This is a genomic window from Pseudomonas sp. MH9.2 (assembly GCF_034353875.1).
Lineage (GTDB): Bacteria > Pseudomonadota > Gammaproteobacteria > Pseudomonadales > Pseudomonadaceae > Aquipseudomonas.
On sequence record NZ_CP133784.1, the window covers coordinates 1,324,198 to 1,340,433 of the forward strand.

General features: G+C 58.7%; 18 protein-coding genes. 13 read left to right on the plus strand and 5 right to left on the minus strand.

What is annotated here, in order from left to right:
• Positions 1-25: 25 nt before the first annotated feature.
• From RHM55_RS06120 to RHM55_RS06160, 9 genes are all read left to right on the plus strand, one after another.
• Positions 26-439, plus strand: a complete 414-nt coding sequence (locus RHM55_RS06120; protein ID WP_322180236.1) for a translation initiation factor 2 — start codon at positions 26-28, stop codon at positions 437-439.
• Between the two features lie 7 nt (positions 440-446).
• On the plus strand, positions 447-1,124 hold the full coding sequence (locus tag RHM55_RS06125) for a response regulator transcription factor (RefSeq protein ID WP_322180238.1): 678 nt from the start codon (positions 447-449) through the stop codon (positions 1,122-1,124).
• A gap of 132 nt (positions 1,125-1,256) precedes the next feature.
• A complete protein-coding gene (locus RHM55_RS06130; protein ID WP_219064539.1) occupies positions 1,257-1,676 on the plus strand; it encodes an LTXXQ domain protein in 420 nt (139 codons plus the stop codon).
• Positions 1,677-1,745: 69 nt separating this feature from the next.
• Positions 1,746-3,083, plus strand: a complete 1,338-nt coding sequence (locus tag RHM55_RS06135; protein ID WP_322180241.1) for a HAMP domain-containing sensor histidine kinase — start codon at positions 1,746-1,748, stop codon at positions 3,081-3,083.
• A gap of 391 nt (positions 3,084-3,474) precedes the next feature.
• A complete protein-coding gene (locus RHM55_RS06140; protein WP_322180243.1) occupies positions 3,475-3,678 on the plus strand; it encodes a DUF3304 domain-containing protein in 204 nt (67 codons plus the stop codon).
• Positions 3,663-3,983, plus strand: coding sequence for a hypothetical protein (locus tag RHM55_RS06145; RefSeq protein WP_322180245.1), 321 nt, complete (start codon positions 3,663-3,665; stop codon positions 3,981-3,983). Before RHM55_RS06140 ends, RHM55_RS06145 begins: the two co-directional genes overlap by 16 nt.
• A complete protein-coding gene (locus tag RHM55_RS06150; protein WP_322180247.1) occupies positions 3,892-4,218 on the plus strand; it encodes a DUF3304 domain-containing protein in 327 nt (108 codons plus the stop codon). Before RHM55_RS06145 ends, RHM55_RS06150 begins: the two co-directional genes overlap by 92 nt.
• Positions 4,203-4,760 carry a DUF3304 domain-containing protein gene (locus RHM55_RS06155; RefSeq protein ID WP_322180249.1) on the plus strand — a complete coding sequence of 186 codons (558 nt, stop codon included), beginning with the start codon at positions 4,203-4,205 and terminating at the stop codon, positions 4,758-4,760. Before RHM55_RS06150 ends, RHM55_RS06155 begins: the two co-directional genes overlap by 16 nt.
• A complete protein-coding gene (locus RHM55_RS06160) occupies positions 4,745-7,327 on the plus strand; it encodes a DUF2235 domain-containing protein (protein WP_322180251.1) in 2,583 nt (860 codons plus the stop codon). The genes RHM55_RS06155 and RHM55_RS06160 overlap by 16 nt, the downstream gene beginning before the upstream one ends.
• A 64-nt stretch (positions 7,328-7,391) precedes the next feature.
• Here RHM55_RS06160 and RHM55_RS06165 read toward each other — a convergent pair whose 3' ends face one another.
• The gene (locus RHM55_RS06165) at positions 7,392-7,952 is read right to left on the minus strand and encodes a nitroreductase family protein (protein WP_219064195.1); all 561 of its coding nucleotides are present in this window, start codon (positions 7,950-7,952) and stop codon (positions 7,392-7,394) included.
• A gap of 178 nt (positions 7,953-8,130) precedes the next feature.
• On the opposite strand from RHM55_RS06165, the gene RHM55_RS06170 reads away from it, so the two are divergent.
• On the plus strand, positions 8,131-9,585 hold the full coding sequence (locus RHM55_RS06170) for a TrkH family potassium uptake protein (protein ID WP_322180254.1): 1,455 nt from the start codon (positions 8,131-8,133) through the stop codon (positions 9,583-9,585).
• Between the two features lie 2 nt (positions 9,586-9,587).
• On the opposite strand, the gene RHM55_RS06175 is transcribed toward RHM55_RS06170, so the two are convergent.
• The gene (locus RHM55_RS06175; RefSeq protein ID WP_322180256.1) at positions 9,588-10,589 is read right to left on the minus strand and encodes an AraC family transcriptional regulator; all 1,002 of its coding nucleotides are present in this window, start codon (positions 10,587-10,589) and stop codon (positions 9,588-9,590) included.
• A gap of 134 nt (positions 10,590-10,723) precedes the next feature.
• Between RHM55_RS06175 and RHM55_RS06180 the strand changes: the two genes are divergently transcribed.
• Both RHM55_RS06180 and RHM55_RS06185 read left to right on the plus strand, forming a co-directional pair.
• Positions 10,724-11,035, plus strand: coding sequence for a DUF962 domain-containing protein (locus tag RHM55_RS06180; RefSeq protein ID WP_322180258.1), 312 nt, complete (start codon positions 10,724-10,726; stop codon positions 11,033-11,035).
• A 124-nt stretch (positions 11,036-11,159) separates the two neighbouring features.
• Positions 11,160-11,753, plus strand: coding sequence for an HD domain-containing protein (locus tag RHM55_RS06185; protein ID WP_322180260.1), 594 nt, complete (start codon positions 11,160-11,162; stop codon positions 11,751-11,753).
• A gap of 14 nt (positions 11,754-11,767) precedes the next feature.
• Here the strand turns inward: RHM55_RS06185 and RHM55_RS06190 are convergent, their stop codons facing one another.
• Positions 11,768-12,613 carry a UDP-2,3-diacylglucosamine diphosphatase gene (locus tag RHM55_RS06190; protein ID WP_322180262.1) on the minus strand — a complete coding sequence of 282 codons (846 nt, stop codon included), beginning with the start codon at positions 12,611-12,613 and terminating at the stop codon, positions 11,768-11,770.
• Positions 12,614-12,788: 175 nt separating this feature from the next.
• Here RHM55_RS06190 and RHM55_RS06195 point away from each other — a divergent pair, with 175 nt between their 5' ends.
• The gene (locus RHM55_RS06195) at positions 12,789-13,679 is read left to right on the plus strand and encodes a DMT family transporter (protein ID WP_322180264.1); all 891 of its coding nucleotides are present in this window, start codon (positions 12,789-12,791) and stop codon (positions 13,677-13,679) included.
• Between the two features lie 4 nt (positions 13,680-13,683).
• Here the strand turns inward: RHM55_RS06195 and RHM55_RS06200 are convergent, their stop codons facing one another.
• The gene (locus tag RHM55_RS06200) at positions 13,684-13,974 is read right to left on the minus strand and encodes a SelT/SelW/SelH family protein (RefSeq protein WP_322180266.1); all 291 of its coding nucleotides are present in this window, start codon (positions 13,972-13,974) and stop codon (positions 13,684-13,686) included.
• A gap of 85 nt (positions 13,975-14,059) precedes the next feature.
• Entirely contained in the window at positions 14,060-16,213 is a 2,154-nt protein-coding gene (locus RHM55_RS06205; protein ID WP_322180268.1) for a FimV/HubP family polar landmark protein, read from the minus strand.
• Positions 16,214-16,236 lie beyond the last annotated feature (23 nt).

Sequence of the window (16,236 nt, forward strand, 5' to 3'; positions counted from 1 at the left end):
ACTCAACAAAAATATAGGAGTTCAGATGCGTTCAGGTCCGTTGTGTCTGCTGTTGACCGTGCTAACCCTTGGGGTTACGGCCCAGGCTGACGAGTTATCCGGTGCCAACAACAGTGCCAAGCTTCTATTGCCGAGCGCCAGCAGCCAGGTTACCGAGTTGCAACAGCGTCTAAAAGAAAGCGAGCACCAGCGCGAAGAGTTGAGTAAGCAAATACAGAGTGTCGACACCGAACGCGAAAGCCCGCAACTCAGTCGCTTGCGCGTGGAGAACCAACGCCTCAAGTTGCAACTCAAAGAAGCACAGTCCGTCTTGCCTCCACGCATATTTACGGATGAGCAACAATGGTTCGTCGCCGGGGGTGGAGTTGCGATGATTGCCCTACTCTGCGGTATCTTTGCCAGTGGCTGGCGTAGACAGCGTCGCCAGTGGCTGAATTGAGTGAATCATGAGCGAACTGTTATTAATTGATGATGATCAGGAGCTCTGCGAGCTTCTGAGCAGTTGGCTGAGTCAGGAAGGCTTTCAGGTGCAGGCTTGCCACGACGGCCATACCGCCAGACGCGCATTGGCTCAATCGCAACCCGCAGCCGTCGTGCTGGATGTGATGTTGCCCGATGGCAGCGGCCTGGAACTGCTCAAGCAACTGCGTAACGATCACCCCGACTTGCCCGTGCTGATGCTGTCGGCCCGGGGTGAACCGCTGGACCGAATCCTCGGCCTGGAACTGGGCGCCGACGATTACCTGGCCAAACCCTGCGATCCTCGGGAGTTGACGGCACGCCTGCGCGCTGTTTTGCGCCGTAGCCATCCACCGGCAGTGTCCAGCCAGCTCGAACTCGGCGACTTATGCTTCAGCCCCGTGCGCGGCGTAGTGATTATCGATGAGCATGAGTTCACGCTGACCGTCTCCGAAAGCCGTCTGCTCGAGGCCCTCCTGCGCCAACCCGGCGAACCGCTGGACAAGCAAGAGCTGGCGCAACTGGCACTGGGTCGCAAATTGACGCTTTATGATCGAAGCCTGGACATGCACATCAGCAACCTGCGCAAAAAGATCGGGCCTCATGCCGACGGCCGTCCACGGATCGTTGCGCTGCGCAGTCGCGGTTATTACTACAGCGTCTAGGGCCTGCTTCTGTCAGTTTCAGGCCAGAAGCTCTTTACTCAAGCTTTACCGAGTGTTGACCGCCGCTGACCTTGATCTCCCTACACTGGCCTCAACCGGCAACGAGCCGGATTAGAGACAAGGAGATACACCATGCGCAAGACTTTAATCGCCCTGCTGTTCGCCGCTTCATTGCCTGCTATCGCGATGGCCGCGCCGCCAGAAGGCGGCATGGGTCATGGCGGCCCTGGCATGCATGGTCACAGCCCGTACAGCGAGCTGAACCTGACCCCGGACCAGCGCCAACAGATCGGCCGAATCATGTTTGAGCAAAAACGTAGCCGTGATGAAATCACCCAGCGTTATCTGCAAATGCTGCCGCCAGCACAGCAGAAAAGCATGCAGGATGAGATAGACGCCAAGCATACAAAGGCCCAAAGCGACGTCCGCGCACTGCTGAAACCTGATCAGCAAAAACAATTCGACGTGATACAGCAAAAAGAAGCTCAACGTCGTGCCGAGCATGCCGAGTTCCAGACCTGGAAAGCCCAGAAAGCTCAGCAAGCCCAATAACGGCGAACCGACTCCTTACCCGCCCGATACGCTCACGCGTGTCGGGCTTTTATCGTTTGAGGTATTCACGTGCGTTCATTGTTCTGGCGAATCCTGGCCAGTTTCTGGTTAGCCATCGCCTTGGTTGCAGGCCTGTCTATTTTGCTCGGGCATATGCTCAATCAAGATGCATGGATCCTCAGTCGCCATCCGGGCCTCGCCAACCTGGCGCAGAACTGGACCGAACTCTACGAAAACCAGGGTGAAGACGCCGCACAGGACTACCTGCAACAGAGTAAACGGCGCTATCACATTGACGTTCAGGTCCTCAACGAAAGCGGTGAGCCCCTGGTACGCGGGACGTTTCCACCCCGTGCGGCGGCATTTGAAGCGCGCCAACACAACGATCCCCGCCAATTACCGTGGCGTCGCCTGACCACCGAATACACCAGCCCGAAAACGGCTGAAACGTATTTGCTGATCTACCGGATTCCGCACCCGGAACTTGACGCCTGGCACCGCGAAAGCCTGCTTTGGCCTCTCAGCGCCCTGGGCATTGCTTTGGTGGTGCTGACGTTGTTCAGCCTGCTGGTGACGCTGTCCATCACCCGCCCACTCAGCCGTCTGCGCAGTGCCGTGGATGACTTGGGGCAAACCACCTATCAACAGAACAGCCTGGCGCAGTTGGCCAATCGCCGTGACGAGTTCGGCGTGCTGGCCACCGACTTCAACCGCATGGGCGCGCGCCTGCAGAGCCTGATCAGCAGCCAGCGTCAGTTACTGCGCGATGTGTCCCACGAACTGCGCTCACCGCTCGCACGGCTGCGCATCGCATTGGCGCTGGCCGAACGTGCCGAACCGGCTGAGCGCGAGAAGCTCTGGCCGCGTCTGGCCCGCGAATGTGATCGGCTGGAAGCATTGATCAGCGAGATTCTCGTGCTGGCACGCCTGGACGCGGATTTTGGCACCGCCGAGCCCGTCGATCTGGACGCGATGCTGCACCACTTACAAAGCGATACCCGGCTCAACGCCCCCGAACAGGAGGTGCGGGTTTGGGTACAAGACGGTGTTGAGTTGCAAGGCTGGCCCGACATGCTCGAACGGGCGCTGGATAATCTGTTGCGCAATGCCCTGCGCTTCAACCCGGCAGGCCAAGCCATTGACTTGAAAGCCCAGTGCGAGGGAGGGCGATTGCTGATCAGCGTACGTGACCATGGCCCCGGAGTGGCATCGGAACACCTGTCTCAGCTAGGTGAACCGTTCTTCCGCGCACCCGGCCAAACTGCGCCGGGCCACGGCCTGGGGCTGGCTATCGCCAAGCGTGCAGCCGAACGGCACGGTGGCTACCTGACCCTGACCAATCATCCCCAAGGCGGGTTCGTTGCCACTTTGGACCTACCGTTGGAGCCCGTTATCCCTGGTGCCTGAGCGCATGCCTTCGAGTAAGTTCGCAGGTCTTGGGCTGAATACCGATTCACTGTAGGTGCTGCCGAAGGCTGCGACAAGCCAGGGTCGATATCGGATGCCAGGGCACATTGTATTGTTTCCATTTCATTCACACTAAGGCCCCGCTCCCCCCAAAACCGCCGTTCTCACGAACGGCGGTTTTTTTATGAGTCAACATTTCAGACCTTTCCCGCAACACAACACGGATTTGGCCTACAGACGCTAAAAAACCTTTCGCCGAACATACCTTGGACAACTCTCCTTACAAAAGGCAGGACGTCGGAATGCCAGCGTTAGCTCATCAGCCAAGCTTTAGCCTGACCACCGCCAGGCTTGGACGGAATCCTTTTCATCTAATGCTTGGCGAGAGCGGATGAAAGAGCACCGCACTAAATACACCCGCCATCGAGCTGTTGTGAAGGTGGCGCCGTATGAAGAACTCGGCGTCATCGATGTTCATTTCTTACCCTGCAACAAAGTTGCCGTTTCGGCTGTCGCCGTTACTCCCGGTCAAGCCGGTTATCCCTTCAACTACCCCTCCAAAATGGAAGAGCCTGCCGTATGTCCCGCACCTTAAAAGCTGGCGCCCCACGCCGAAGGCCAGCGCTTTGGGCGGCTGCGCTCGCCTGCCTTGCGCTGCAAGCCTGCAGCCAATCACTGCCCGACCGACTGGGTGCGCCTATCGAGGGCTACAGCCACACCTCGGCGGCGATCAACTACTTCATGGTCAAACGGCAATGGCGGGCCGAACATCGGCCCTTACGGCGGGGGCGGCAAGCAGAACTGCTGCGTGAGCCTGCCCCGCAAGTGGCACCCCGGCCTGACCGTGGTGGTCGAGTGGGAGAAGGATCCGACGCCGCACGCCTACGGCAAATGGCCTGAACCCATGTTTTCTGATGCATGGCACGCCCGAATGAAGAAAGAGAAGCTCAACAACACCCGCCATCGCGCCATCGTGGAGGTGGCACCGTATGAAGAACTCGGCGTCATCGATGTTCATTTCCTGCCCTGCAACCAGGTTGCCGTTTCAGCTGTTGCGGTGACTCCCGGCCAAGCCGGTTATCCCTTCAACTACCCGTCCAGAATGGAAGAGCCTGCCGTATGTCCCGCACCCTAAAACCTGGCGCCTCACGCCGAAGGCCAGCGCTTTGGGTGGCGGCGGCGCTCGCCTGCCTTGCGCTGCAAGCCTGCAGCAAATCTCTGCCCGAGCGCCTCGGTATTCCCATCGAGGGGTACAGCCATACCTCGGCGGCGATCAATTACTTCATCGTCAACGGCGGCGGCGGGCCGAACATCGGCCCTTACGGCGGGGGCGGCAGCCAGAACTGCTGCGTGAGCCTGCCGCGCCAGTGGCATCCCGGCCTGACCGTGGTGGTGGAGTGGGAGAAGGATCCGAATGTCGGTGCGTCACGGTATTGGGGTGTCCCCCCGTTTTCTGATGCGTGGCGTGCACGAATGAAAGAACACCGATCCAAATACACCCGCCATCGCGCCGTCGTGGAGGTGGCACCGTATGAAAAGCTGGGTGCAATCACTGCGCATTTCATGCCCTGCGACCAGGTAAAGATCTCTGCGGGCCCTACCTATCTCGGCATGCCTGATCACCCCTACAACTACCCCCTCAAAATGGAAGTCCCTGCCAAATGTCCATTACCTTGAACTCAGGTTCTCAACGCCCGGCCCCGGCGCCTTTAACGCTGACCCCGCCGCTCCCAAAAGAGGGGCTGCTGCCGCGCACATCCGAGGATGTGGCGCTTAACTACCGCACACAGTATCGGCCCAAACTGTTGGCGGCCTATGCGGCTAAACGGGCCGCCAAGGCGGCGGGTGAAACCTATTCCGGCGCACCGTGCATCAATGTGCTGAACATCACCCTGTGTTTCGACGGCACCAACAACCACGAACCCTCGGACAAACTCGGTCAACCCCCGAGCACCAGCAACGTCGCGCGGCTTTACCACGCCAGCGTCGGTGCCGACTCAGGCACAGAGCAGAGCCGGGCGAACCAGATGGGTTTCTATCGTTATTACATGCAAGGGGTCGGCACCGAGTTCAAGGAAATCGGCGAGTTCGAACCACAAGACCTGGGGCTGATCGGCGCGGTCGGCGGCGAGAATCGGATCAACTGGAGCATCACGCGCCTGCTGGATGCGGTGGGCCGGGCTTGTGGCGAGCCGTATCTGGACCCTGACGTTGCCTACGAGCTGGTGCAAAAAATGGGCACCTCGTTCACTGAAGAGATGCTCGGCGCGACGCTGATCAAGAGCGGTGACAGCCGTCGGCGCGAGGCCTTACAGGCGCCGTTGCTGGCCCTGCAAAAAAAGGTCGACTTCGTGCATGTGCGCAAGACCCAACCCAGAATCATCGGCCTGCGCCTGTACGTGTACGGCTTTTCCCGGGGCGCCGCCGAAGCCCGGGCCTTTGCCACCTGGCTGGAGAGCCTGACCCAGGTCGAGGTCGAGGGTGAGACCTGTTATCTGTTTGCCGGCCTACCGATCTGCATTGCCTTCCTGGGCCTGTTCGATACCGTGGCCTCCACCGGCATGGCCTACGCGATGCCGTTCGCCGAGGGCCATATGGGGTGGGCCGATGACATCATGCGCTTGCCAGAGTCGGAGACGTTTCTGGAGCGCTGCGTGCATCTGGTCGCGGCCCATGAGCAACGCACCTGTTTTCCGGTGGACTCGATCCGGCGCAAGAACACCCCCGATGACCCGAATGGCCCTTCAACCTACCGCACTAACACTGCGGAATACCTGTACCCCGGCATGCACTCCGATGTCGGTGGTGGGTATTCGCCGGGCGATCAGGGCAAGTCGCTGGGCGGCCCTCAGGACGTGATGTCACAAATTCCGCTGCACCATATGTATGCGGAGGCCTATGCCGTGGGTGCGCCGTTGCAGGCGCCTCCCAATGCGCTCAGTGACGAACAGAAACAAGACGAGCCATGGCTGGAAATGGCTGAAGAAGTCCATGATGCCTTCGACATCTCCGAAACCCTCACCCTCCGCTTCAACACCTGGCTCGCCCACCATAAAACCGGCCCGCTGGAAGACGCCTTGGCCGGTGAGCAGGCGCTGCTGACGGGGTGGCGGATCAATCGGTATGGCAGTTTTCACTTCAGGACAACCTCCGCCTACCAGCATGTCAACGGCAAGGACATGACCCAGGAGGAATGGGATGCCCTTAAAGCGCTGCATGAGCGACAACTGGCCGAGAACAAGGCCAACCATGAGGGCCAACCGCTCAAGGAGTTGTCAGGCAGCACGCTGGCAACGCATCAGGAGTATCGGGCGCTCAAACAGGGTTATGAACAACGCGTCGGCTCGGAACGCCCCATCGACTTTAATACCCACAAAGCCTTTGAGCCCACGCTCGATCAGCGCCAGATGGACAGGGCCATGATCGAATTCGGTCGCGACTATGACCCGAGCAACTGGTCGCTGGCGTTGGCCGGTGACGCCATCAGTTGGGCGACCATTCCTCATCTGCTGTTCGGGGGGTTGATATACCTGACCAACGAGCAGGATGAAGCCCAGGAATACCGTGACCTGCGCACCTCTGGTAACCAGGCTTACCTGGCGCTCTATGACTTAAAAACCGCCGAGCCCCTGACCGACACCGCTCGCACGCTCACCGACTTTTTCGACGAGCAGGTCCACGATTCACGCGCCTGGTTCATGAACTCAACGGCCTTGGGCGAGCGCGAAGTGTTCAGTGATTACTTCCGCTACCGTGGCATCTTTTTCGACACCGAATCCAACAAGTCCCTGTCGCCGGTGGCGAGGGCCGGGCAAGTGATTGGGGTGGGTATTGCGGTGGCCAGTGTCGGTTTGAGCATCAAGCGCCACGACCCGCGTTATCTGGTGGGTCTGCTGATTCCATCGCTGGGCATCCCCGTGTTTCGCGGCAAGGTGGGCTTTCCGCAAGTCAGCGCGTTTGATTCTGTCACGGGCATCGCCCTGCCGATGCTGGACAATCTCGACAACATTCGGGCGTTCAGCAAAGACCCCGGCGATATGCTGAAAATGGTGAAGGCCTTGCCCACACCGCCGGCCCTCAGCGCAGAAACCGCGACCACGCCTGAGTTGCAAAAACTGCTCAAGGCCACGGAAGCGGCGAAGGCGTTGGCGAAGGTTAAGGACCTGCTCGACAAGTTGCCTGACGAGTCGAAGATGGGGTTGCTGGATCAAGTGAAAGGGGCGTTGGGCAGTGCAGGCGGCTGAGCCGCCTCTGGCTTCGATCTACTGCAAAAGCAACTGTCTTCACCCTGCCGAGTTTTAGGCCGGCTCAGCCCTGCCACTCACTGACAAAGTCAGCCGTGTCCAGCTTCGGTGCGGTGCGGGGGGGATGTTGTGGGGTGCCCAGGTAAAGGAACGCAACAACCTCCTCGTCCGCCTCCAACCCCAAACCCTTGGCGACCTGGGCCGAATACGACAACTCCCCTGTACGCCACACGGCACCGACGCCCAGCGCAAATGCCGCAAGCAATACCGCGTGGGCGGCGCAACCAGCGGTGATCCGTTGTTCTTGCTTGGGCACTTTGAGGTGATCCTGCAGTTTGGCGATCACCACCACCACCAACGGCGCACGCATAGGCCCCTGACGCACCTTGTCCAATGCTTGCGGTGTCGCCTCGGCATCGCTCTGTTGCAACGCTTGCACCAGCAACTCGCCCATCTGCTCGCGCGCTTTACCTTCGACCGTCAGGAAGCGGAATGGCCGCAGCTGACCGTGATCAGGTGCACGCAGGGCAGCGCTGAACAATATCTCCCGTTGTGCCGCGTCCGGTGCCGGGTCGATCAACCGGGGTACCGATACACGATTGAGCAAAGCGTCGAGCGCCTCCATTGAGCTGTCTCCTTTTAAAAATGATGGGCCATTCTAGGATGTGTTCACCCTCAATAACGAGCGCGCCGACCCTTTAATTACAATCAGCACTTACAACTGGTAACAAAAGCGTATCGACTTATAAAGCCTCGACCGCAGGTAGAATGGCGCCTTTCCACTCCCAAGTCAGAACCACTGCATGGCGTTGCCGACCCTTCGTATTATCGGTTTCATTATCGGCATTTTCCTGATCACCCTGGCTATCGCCATGGCTGTCCCCATGCTGACACTGGTGATTTTCGACCACACCAGCGATATCCGCTCCTTTCTCTGGGCGAGTCTGATTACGTTCGTTGTAGGCCTGGCATTGGTCATCCCTGGGCGTCCCGAGCACATTCATCTGCGCCCACGGGACATGTACCTGCTGACGGTGTCCAGCTGGGTTGTCGTCTGCATTTTCGCGGCGCTGCCGTTTTTGCTGTCCCAGCACATGAGCTATACCGATTCGTTTTTCGAAAGCATGTCCGGGATTACCGCCACCGGGTCCACCGTAATGAGCGGGCTGGACAGCATGTCGCCAGGGATTCTGATCTGGCGCTCGCTACTGCACTGGCTCGGCGGTATCGGTTTTATCGGCATGGCGGTGGCGATCCTGCCACTGTTGCGCATCGGGGGCATGCGCCTGTTCCAGACGGAATCCTCCGACCGCTCGGAGAAGGTCATGCCGCGCTCTCATATGGTGGCCAAGTACATTCTGCTGACCTATGTCGGCATCACTACCCTGGGCAGCCTGGCCTTCTGGGCGGCAGGCATGAGCCTGTTCGATGCGATCAACCATGCCATGTCAGCGATCTCCACCGGCGGCTTCTCCACCTCCGATCAATCACTGGCGAAATGGCAACAACCCGCCGTGCATTGGGTCGCGATTGTAGTGATGATCCTCGGCAGCTTGCCCTTTGCCCTGTACGTGGCGACCTTGCGCGGCAATCGACGGGCATTGTTCAAGGACGAACAAGTGCGCGGGCTGCTCGGTTTTCTGCTGGTGACCTGGCTGGTGCTCGGCACCTGGTATTGGGCAACCACCAGCATGCATTGGCTGGATGCCCTGCGTCATGTGGCGTTGAACGTGACATCGGTCATGACCACCACTGGGTTCGCCCTGGGCGATTACAGCCTGTGGGGCAACTTCGCATTGATGCTGTTTTTCTATCTGGGTTTCGTGGGGGGTTGTTCAGGGTCGACGGCGGGCGGGATCAAGATTTTCCGTTTTCAGGTCGCTTATATCCTGCTCAGAGCCAACCTCAATCAATTGATCCACCCCCGTGCGGTGATCAAGCAGAAGTACAACGGCCACCGCCTGGACGAAGAAATTGTCCGCTCGATCCTGACCTTTTCGTTCTTCTTCGCAATCACCATTTGCGTGATTGCGCTGCTCCTATCGCTGTTGGGCGTGGACTGGATGACCGCCCTGACCGGTGCGGCCAGTACGGTCTCCGGCGTTGGTCCGGGGCTGGGCGAAATCATTGGCCCGGCTGGTAACTTCGCCGGGCTGCCGGATGCGGCCAAATGGATTCTATCGCTGGGCATGCTGCTCGGCCGACTGGAAATCATCACCGTGCTGGTCCTCTGCGTTCCAGCGTTCTGGCGGCACTGAGATCACATCCGCGCGCGATATTCCCCCGGAGTCTCATCAAACCAACGACGGAAGGCGCGGAAGAAATTGCTGGGGTCGGCAAACCCCAACAGGTAGGCGATTTCCAGCAAGGTCATGTTCGGCTGCGTCAGGTATTGCTCGGCCAACTCACGGCGGGTGACGTCGAGCAAAACCTGAAAACTGGTGCCCTCTTCCTGCAAGCGACGCTGCAACGTGCGCTGGGACAGGTGCAGGGTTTGCGCGACCGTCTCACGCTTTGGCTCGCCCTGAGGCAATAACCGGCACAGCACCTGACGGGCCTGATGGGTGACGCGGCTTTCCGAGAAGCGCGCCAGGTATTCCCCGGCAAAACGATCATGCAACTGCGCCATGGCTTCATTGGCGGTCGGCAGCGGCGCTTCCATATCCGCGCGCTCGAACACCAGGGCGTCATAGGGCGCGTTGAACGTCATCGGCGCATGAAAGGCTTTTTTATAGGGCTCCAGGTCCTTGGGCTGATCGCCCTGAATCAACACCTCGCGCGGCTGCAACGTCCTGCCGGTCAACCAACCACAGAAGGTCAAGGCCGAGGCCAGTGATGCTTCGGCGCTTTGCCGGGTCGGTGGCAGATGATCGCCATGCACGGTCAGGATCAGTGCGTAACCTTCGGGCAGCAGACGAAAGCTCAAGTCGGCACTTTCAGCGATAATCCGCTGATAACGCACCAACCGCATAAAGCCCTCCTTGAGGGTCTGGCTGGACATCAACGCATAGCCGGCAACGTTGAAGGACGCCGGACGCACGACTTTGGCCATGTTCAAACCAATCGCCGGGTTGCCTGAAAGCTCCACTGCTCGCTGCCACAGCCGTGTCATGGAGTCCTGAGGGAAGCGCGCATCGGGATTGTCCAGATCGGCATAATCAAGCCCCAGTTCCTTAAAGAGCAAACGACAATCGAGACCATCCAGTTCCAATGACTTGACGATACCCATCGCCCAACTTGCAGAAGTCGTTCTTTCGCTCATGGCAGTTTCTTTCAAGATAAGCCACGTCCTGCGGCTACTGGCACAAGGATACTATTCTGGTGCTTAATGTCACTGGCCGGATGAATCAGCCACTTTACACTCAGCCCCTAAAACAAGAACCGAAGGTACACGTCGTGACAACCACCCAGTCGTTCACACGTTTCGCTGATTTCTACCCCTACTACTTGTCGGAGCACAGCAACAGCACCTGTCGCCGACTGCACTTCATCGGCACCACGCTGGTGATTTTTATCGCGGCCTTCGCGATGGGCAGCGCCCGCTGGCAGTTGTTATGGGCAGTACCCATTGCGGGTTACAGCTTTGCCTGGATCGGGCATTTCTTTTTCGAAAAGAATCGCCCCGCCACGTTCAAGCATCCGTTTTATAGCCTATTGGGCGACTTCGTCATGTACCGCGATATGGTGATGGGCAAAGTGCCTTTCTAGAAAACTTCACCCTGAATGGCACTCGGCGCGCAGGGCCAGCAATGCGTCTTTCACGGTCACTGCCGAAATCCCCTCGCGGCATAGACTGGGTCTTTGTTTACCCATAACAAAGACAGGACCGTCGATGAACACTCAGGCCCGCTTTACCCATATGAAGGAAGGTACTCAGGAGGATTGGGCAATCATTGCCCAGGACTTCAGTGCCTATGCCAAGCAGTTGCCGGGGCGAATTCTGACCCATCTTCGGCTGCTCGACGGTGACTTCGGTGGCTTTCCCGTTGATCGCCTGACCCACTCCCTGCAAACCGCCACACGTGCCTGTCACGACGGTCGCGACGAGGAGTACATCGTCTGCGCCCTGCTCCACGATATCGGCGACACACTGGGGTCCTATAACCACGCGGACATCGCAGCGGCCATTCTCAAGCCTTTCGTCAGCGAGGAAAACCTGTGGATGGTGGAAAAACACGGAATATTCCAGGGCTACTACTTTTTTCATCACCTGGGCATGGACCGCATGCTGCGCGAGCAATTCCGGGCGCATCCGCAGTATCAGCAAACCATCGAATTCTGCGCAAAATACGATGCCGCAGCGTTCGACCCTGCATACAACACGTTGCCATTGAGCTTCTTCGAGCCCATGTTGGAACGGGTTTTTACCCACCCGAAACGCTCGATCTATCAATCGGCCATAGAACAAGATCTTTCATCGTCCTGATGGCCGGACTGGCTTTAAACAACCGGTTCGCTGACCCGTCCCTCGTCTTCCTCGATCCGCTTCTGCCGGACTGGAACCCGCGCCTCGCGCAGATGAGCATCGGCCAGCCGGAACAATTCGATAGAGCCGTCTAAATGCTCAATCAGCGCAGTGCAGGATTCGACCCAATCGCCACAATTGAGGTACTCCACCTCGCCGACGTTGCGGATTTCAGCGTGATGAATGTGCCCGCAGACCACCCCGTCAAAGCCACGCTTTACGCACTCGTGAGCGATGGCCTCTTCGAAGTCACTGATGAAACTGACCGCCGTTTTGACCTTGTGCTTGAGGTACGCCGACAGCGACCAATAGCCGTAGCCATAACGCGCACGCCAGTGGTTCAGCCAGCGATTAAGGGTCAAGGTCAATTCATAGGCCGAATCACCGAGAAAGGCCAACCAGCGGTGGTAGCGCGTAATCACGTCGAACTGATCGCCATGCACCACCAGCAGACGACGACCATCAGCCGTGACGTGCTCGGCCTCGTCCACCAATCGGATATTGCCCAGGATCAGCGTCGAGTAACGCCGCAGGAATTCGTCGTGGTTGCCGGTGACATAAATCACTTCGGTGCCGCGCTTGCTCATGGTCAATAGACGGCGAATCACATTGGTGTGCGCCTGAGGCCAATACATGCCGCCGCGCAGCTTCCAGCCATCGATGATGTCGCCGACCAGATACACCTTGTCAGCGTGATACTGCTTGAGAAAGTTCGACAGATGCTCAGCCTGGCAATCACGTGTACCGAGGTGTACATCTGAGATCCACAAGGTTCTCACCCGTTGCTTGCGACTGGGTTTAGCGAGCTGAGCACTGCTCATGGACAACCTCCGGCAGGGTTTTAGCGAGCTTGCCCGGCGCTGGTTAATCGGAGATGACATTGGCGTGGCGATTGGATGACAAATGACCCAAAAACTGCAACAGACAACGGTCAGGCATGCGCTCTACACTTATCGGTCATCCCCGCACCGTAAAAGCTGACTGATAAGGACTGCAATGAATCACCGTTCTGCGCTTGGCGCCCTGCATATTGGCGCCCTGATGTTCGGCCTGACCGGGGTATTCGGCAAACTGGCCGCCGCCTCGCCCTCGATCATCGTGTTCGGCCGCGCAGCTTTTGCAGTGATCGCCCTGGGCTTTTTCGCCCGTTTCGCCAGCAATACCGCCTGGCAATCACTGCGCGGCAGTGATTGGCGTCGACTGGTTCTGGGTGGGTTACTGCTGGCCGGGCATTGGGTGAGCTTTTTCATCTCCGTGAAAGTTGCCGGCGTGGCCATCGCGACACTGGGCTTTGCCAGCTTCCCGGCCTTTACCGTGATCCTCGAAGGGCTGATTTTCCGCGAGCGGATTCGCAGCAATGAAATCATCCTGGTACTACTGGTCAGCATCGGGCTGGTGTTGGTCACCCCGGATTTCGACCTCGCCAGTCAGGCCACTCTCGGCCTGCTGTGGTCCGTATTGTCCGGTTTACTGTTCTCACTGTTGTCTCTGACCAACCGCGCCAGCTCCGGGCGAATTCCGGCCGTACAGGCGGCGCTGTGTCAAAATCTGGTGGTCGCGGCGTGCCTGTTGCCTGCCGCGGCACCGGGGCTGAGCAGCGTCACGCCCCTCGACTGGCTGTGGATAAGTCTGCTTGGGGTTTTCTGTACAGGTGTGGCGCATAGCTTGTTCGTCGCCAGCCTGGCGGTAATAAAAGCGCGCACCGCCGCGATGGTCTTTGCCCTTGAGCCGGTATACGGCATCACCTTCGCCTGGTTGCTGTTCGCCGAGCAGCCCACGGTGCGAATGTTGTTGGGTGGCGCACTGATCATCGTCGCGATCGTGGTCTCGAGCCGGCTGGGATCTAAAACAATCGAGCACAAAGCCGACGCCGCTTCAGCCCACTGAATGCTTACGCCTGCGGACGATCGTTATGCCCCAGGTCGCGCTGCGGGTCGATCTGGTCACGCACTCGCTGCTTGAGTACCTTGGCTTCAGGGAACCCGCCATCAGCCTTGCGCTCCCAGATCTGCACACCATTGCACGTGATTCGAAACGCCCCACCGGTCGCAGGCTCCAGCGAGACCTTGCCCAGATCGTCGGAAAACGTGCTGAGCAACTCTTGAGCGAGCCACGCGGCCCGCAGAAGCCATTGGCATTGGGTGCAATAGGTGATGACGATTTCGGGTTTGACGGCAGACATATCCTGACTCTCATTCCTCAAGGGTTGGCGTTAAAAGGCGCTTTATCTGAGTATGGGACCAATCTGCCCGCAACCACCCCCTCAATCAGCTTATTCCCGCCAACAAATCCCGAGCAGTCTGCTGCTGGTTATCGTCGGTTTCGTTGATCACTTCCAGCAGCAGCTCACGTGCACTCTGCAGATCACCGTCATCAATCAACACTTGAGCCTGGTTGATTTTACTCAGAGGCTCCTCGGTCAGGTCGAGCATATCGAAGCCCGCCGAATCATCCATGAAGCCTTCAAGAAACGCATCATCCAGACTGTCGCTGTTGGCCTGAAGAATAGGCTCCGGCTCTGAGAAGTCGCTGAGGAACTGCTCATCAGGCATTTCGAAGACTTCCGGCAACTCTGTGAGGTTGGACGCGAAATCCAGGTCCGCCGTCAGCGGTTGTTCCGGCTGGCCTTTGCTGCGTGCGGCTGGCGTAGTTTCGAAGGGGTCGACCAAATCCCAATCGGCGTCCATTGACAGATCTTCCAGGTTCAATTGGAATTCATCGGCAGGCTGCGTGCTCAAGGAAGAGGCAACAGGTTCATTGACGACAACTTCAGGCAGCACCGGCTCTGACGAAGGCAGCGGGATGGTCACCAACGCGGGTGACGGTGTCGCGAACAACTGGGGATGCTGCGCGCGTATTTCCTGCAATTTGTCCGCACTAAGCCCCTGCTCGAGCGCCGCTTGCTCCTCGCGGGCAAAACCGTCGGCGTCGCCCTGCTGGGCCAGTAACTCAAGAATTCTCAGGCGCAGATCCGTGCGCTGCGGCTGTGTCTGCAGTGCGTCACGCAAAATACCCAGCGCCTCACTGATCCGGCCGTAAGCGATATAAATGCTCGCACCGTCCATGGCATCGGTGGCAGTACCAGCCAACCGTTGGGTACCAGGCGCCGGAACCGCAACCACCGGAGCTGTAGGTGGAACGACCACAGAAGACTTTTCAACCATGGGCACAGCGGCCGTCATCGTGGGTCTCGGCGCAGGCGTGTCGACGATATTCTGCACCGGCAGGGCGTTTATCAACCGTTTGCGCCGTACGGAATAAGCCAGTACCAGCAATAACAGCAGCACCAACACTGCACCCGACAACAGCAGCATGTTGCCGGATGATTCCTCCGCTGGCGCCTCGGTTACTGGCGGGGCGGGCACCGCCGTTGGCGTCACGGCAACAGCTGGCACAACGGGGGTGACCGTTTTGGTTGTGGATAACTTTAGTTCAGCCAGGGCGGCATTCAGTTCGGTGAGTTGCTTGTCTTTACCCGAAATCTGCCCCTCAAGCGCTTGCATCTGCCCTTTCAGGTCGCCCACGGTTTTGGTCAGTTGCTGGTTCTCGATAACGGTGCTGGCCAGTTGCTCAGCGTTTTGCTGCAACCCATTCGCAGAAGCTGCTGCTTCACTTGCCGCCGAAGGGGGTGGCGTAGTTTGAGTGGCCGCCGCGACCGAAGGCGCCACCGTCGAACGCGGCAGGACCGCACTGTCTGGCAGCAGCAGGCTCTGTCCGACGTTCAACCGAGTGCTGTTACCGTTGGGAAACGCCTGGGGATTGAGCGCCTCGATACCTCGGGCCAGCTCACTGGCGGAAGTTTTGCTGCCCGGCCCTTGCAGACGCCTGGCAATCGTTCCGAGGTTATCGCCGCTGGCAACTGTGTAGCGATTACCCTGCACCGCTTGCGGCGGCGCGACAGGCATACGTGATTCACCACCGCTCTGTAAAGAAGGATCGGCCCGCCTGGAGCGCGACGCGGCTGCACCTATCGCCGAGTCAGGCGGATCGAGCAACACCGTATAAGCATGCAGCACGTCGCCATTAGGGCGAACCAGACGCACCAGAAAGTTAAGGTAAGGCTCAGTGACTGCCCTTCTCGACTCCACATGCACCACGCCATGATTGCCATGGACGATGGGAGTAAAGTGCAGATCGTTAAAAAAGAACAGACGTTCGATGCCAGCCCGGCTGAAGGCTTCCGGCGAAGCAAGACTCGCCACAATGTCATCCGCGCTCAGGCCTGCGGTTTCTACCAATTCGATATCGGCATTGAACGGCTGATTCAACGCCGAATGCAGGGTGATCTCTCCAAGCCCCAACGCTGGGGCCAGTGCCGAATAAAACAGTGATGTTGCGGCCGCAGCCACACACCATTGACGAACGACCTGCCGCAACGGGCGATCGGCGCGCGTTAACGCGGCCTGAGAACTCTTCAGCATGAAAATCCTTATAAAAACCAAAG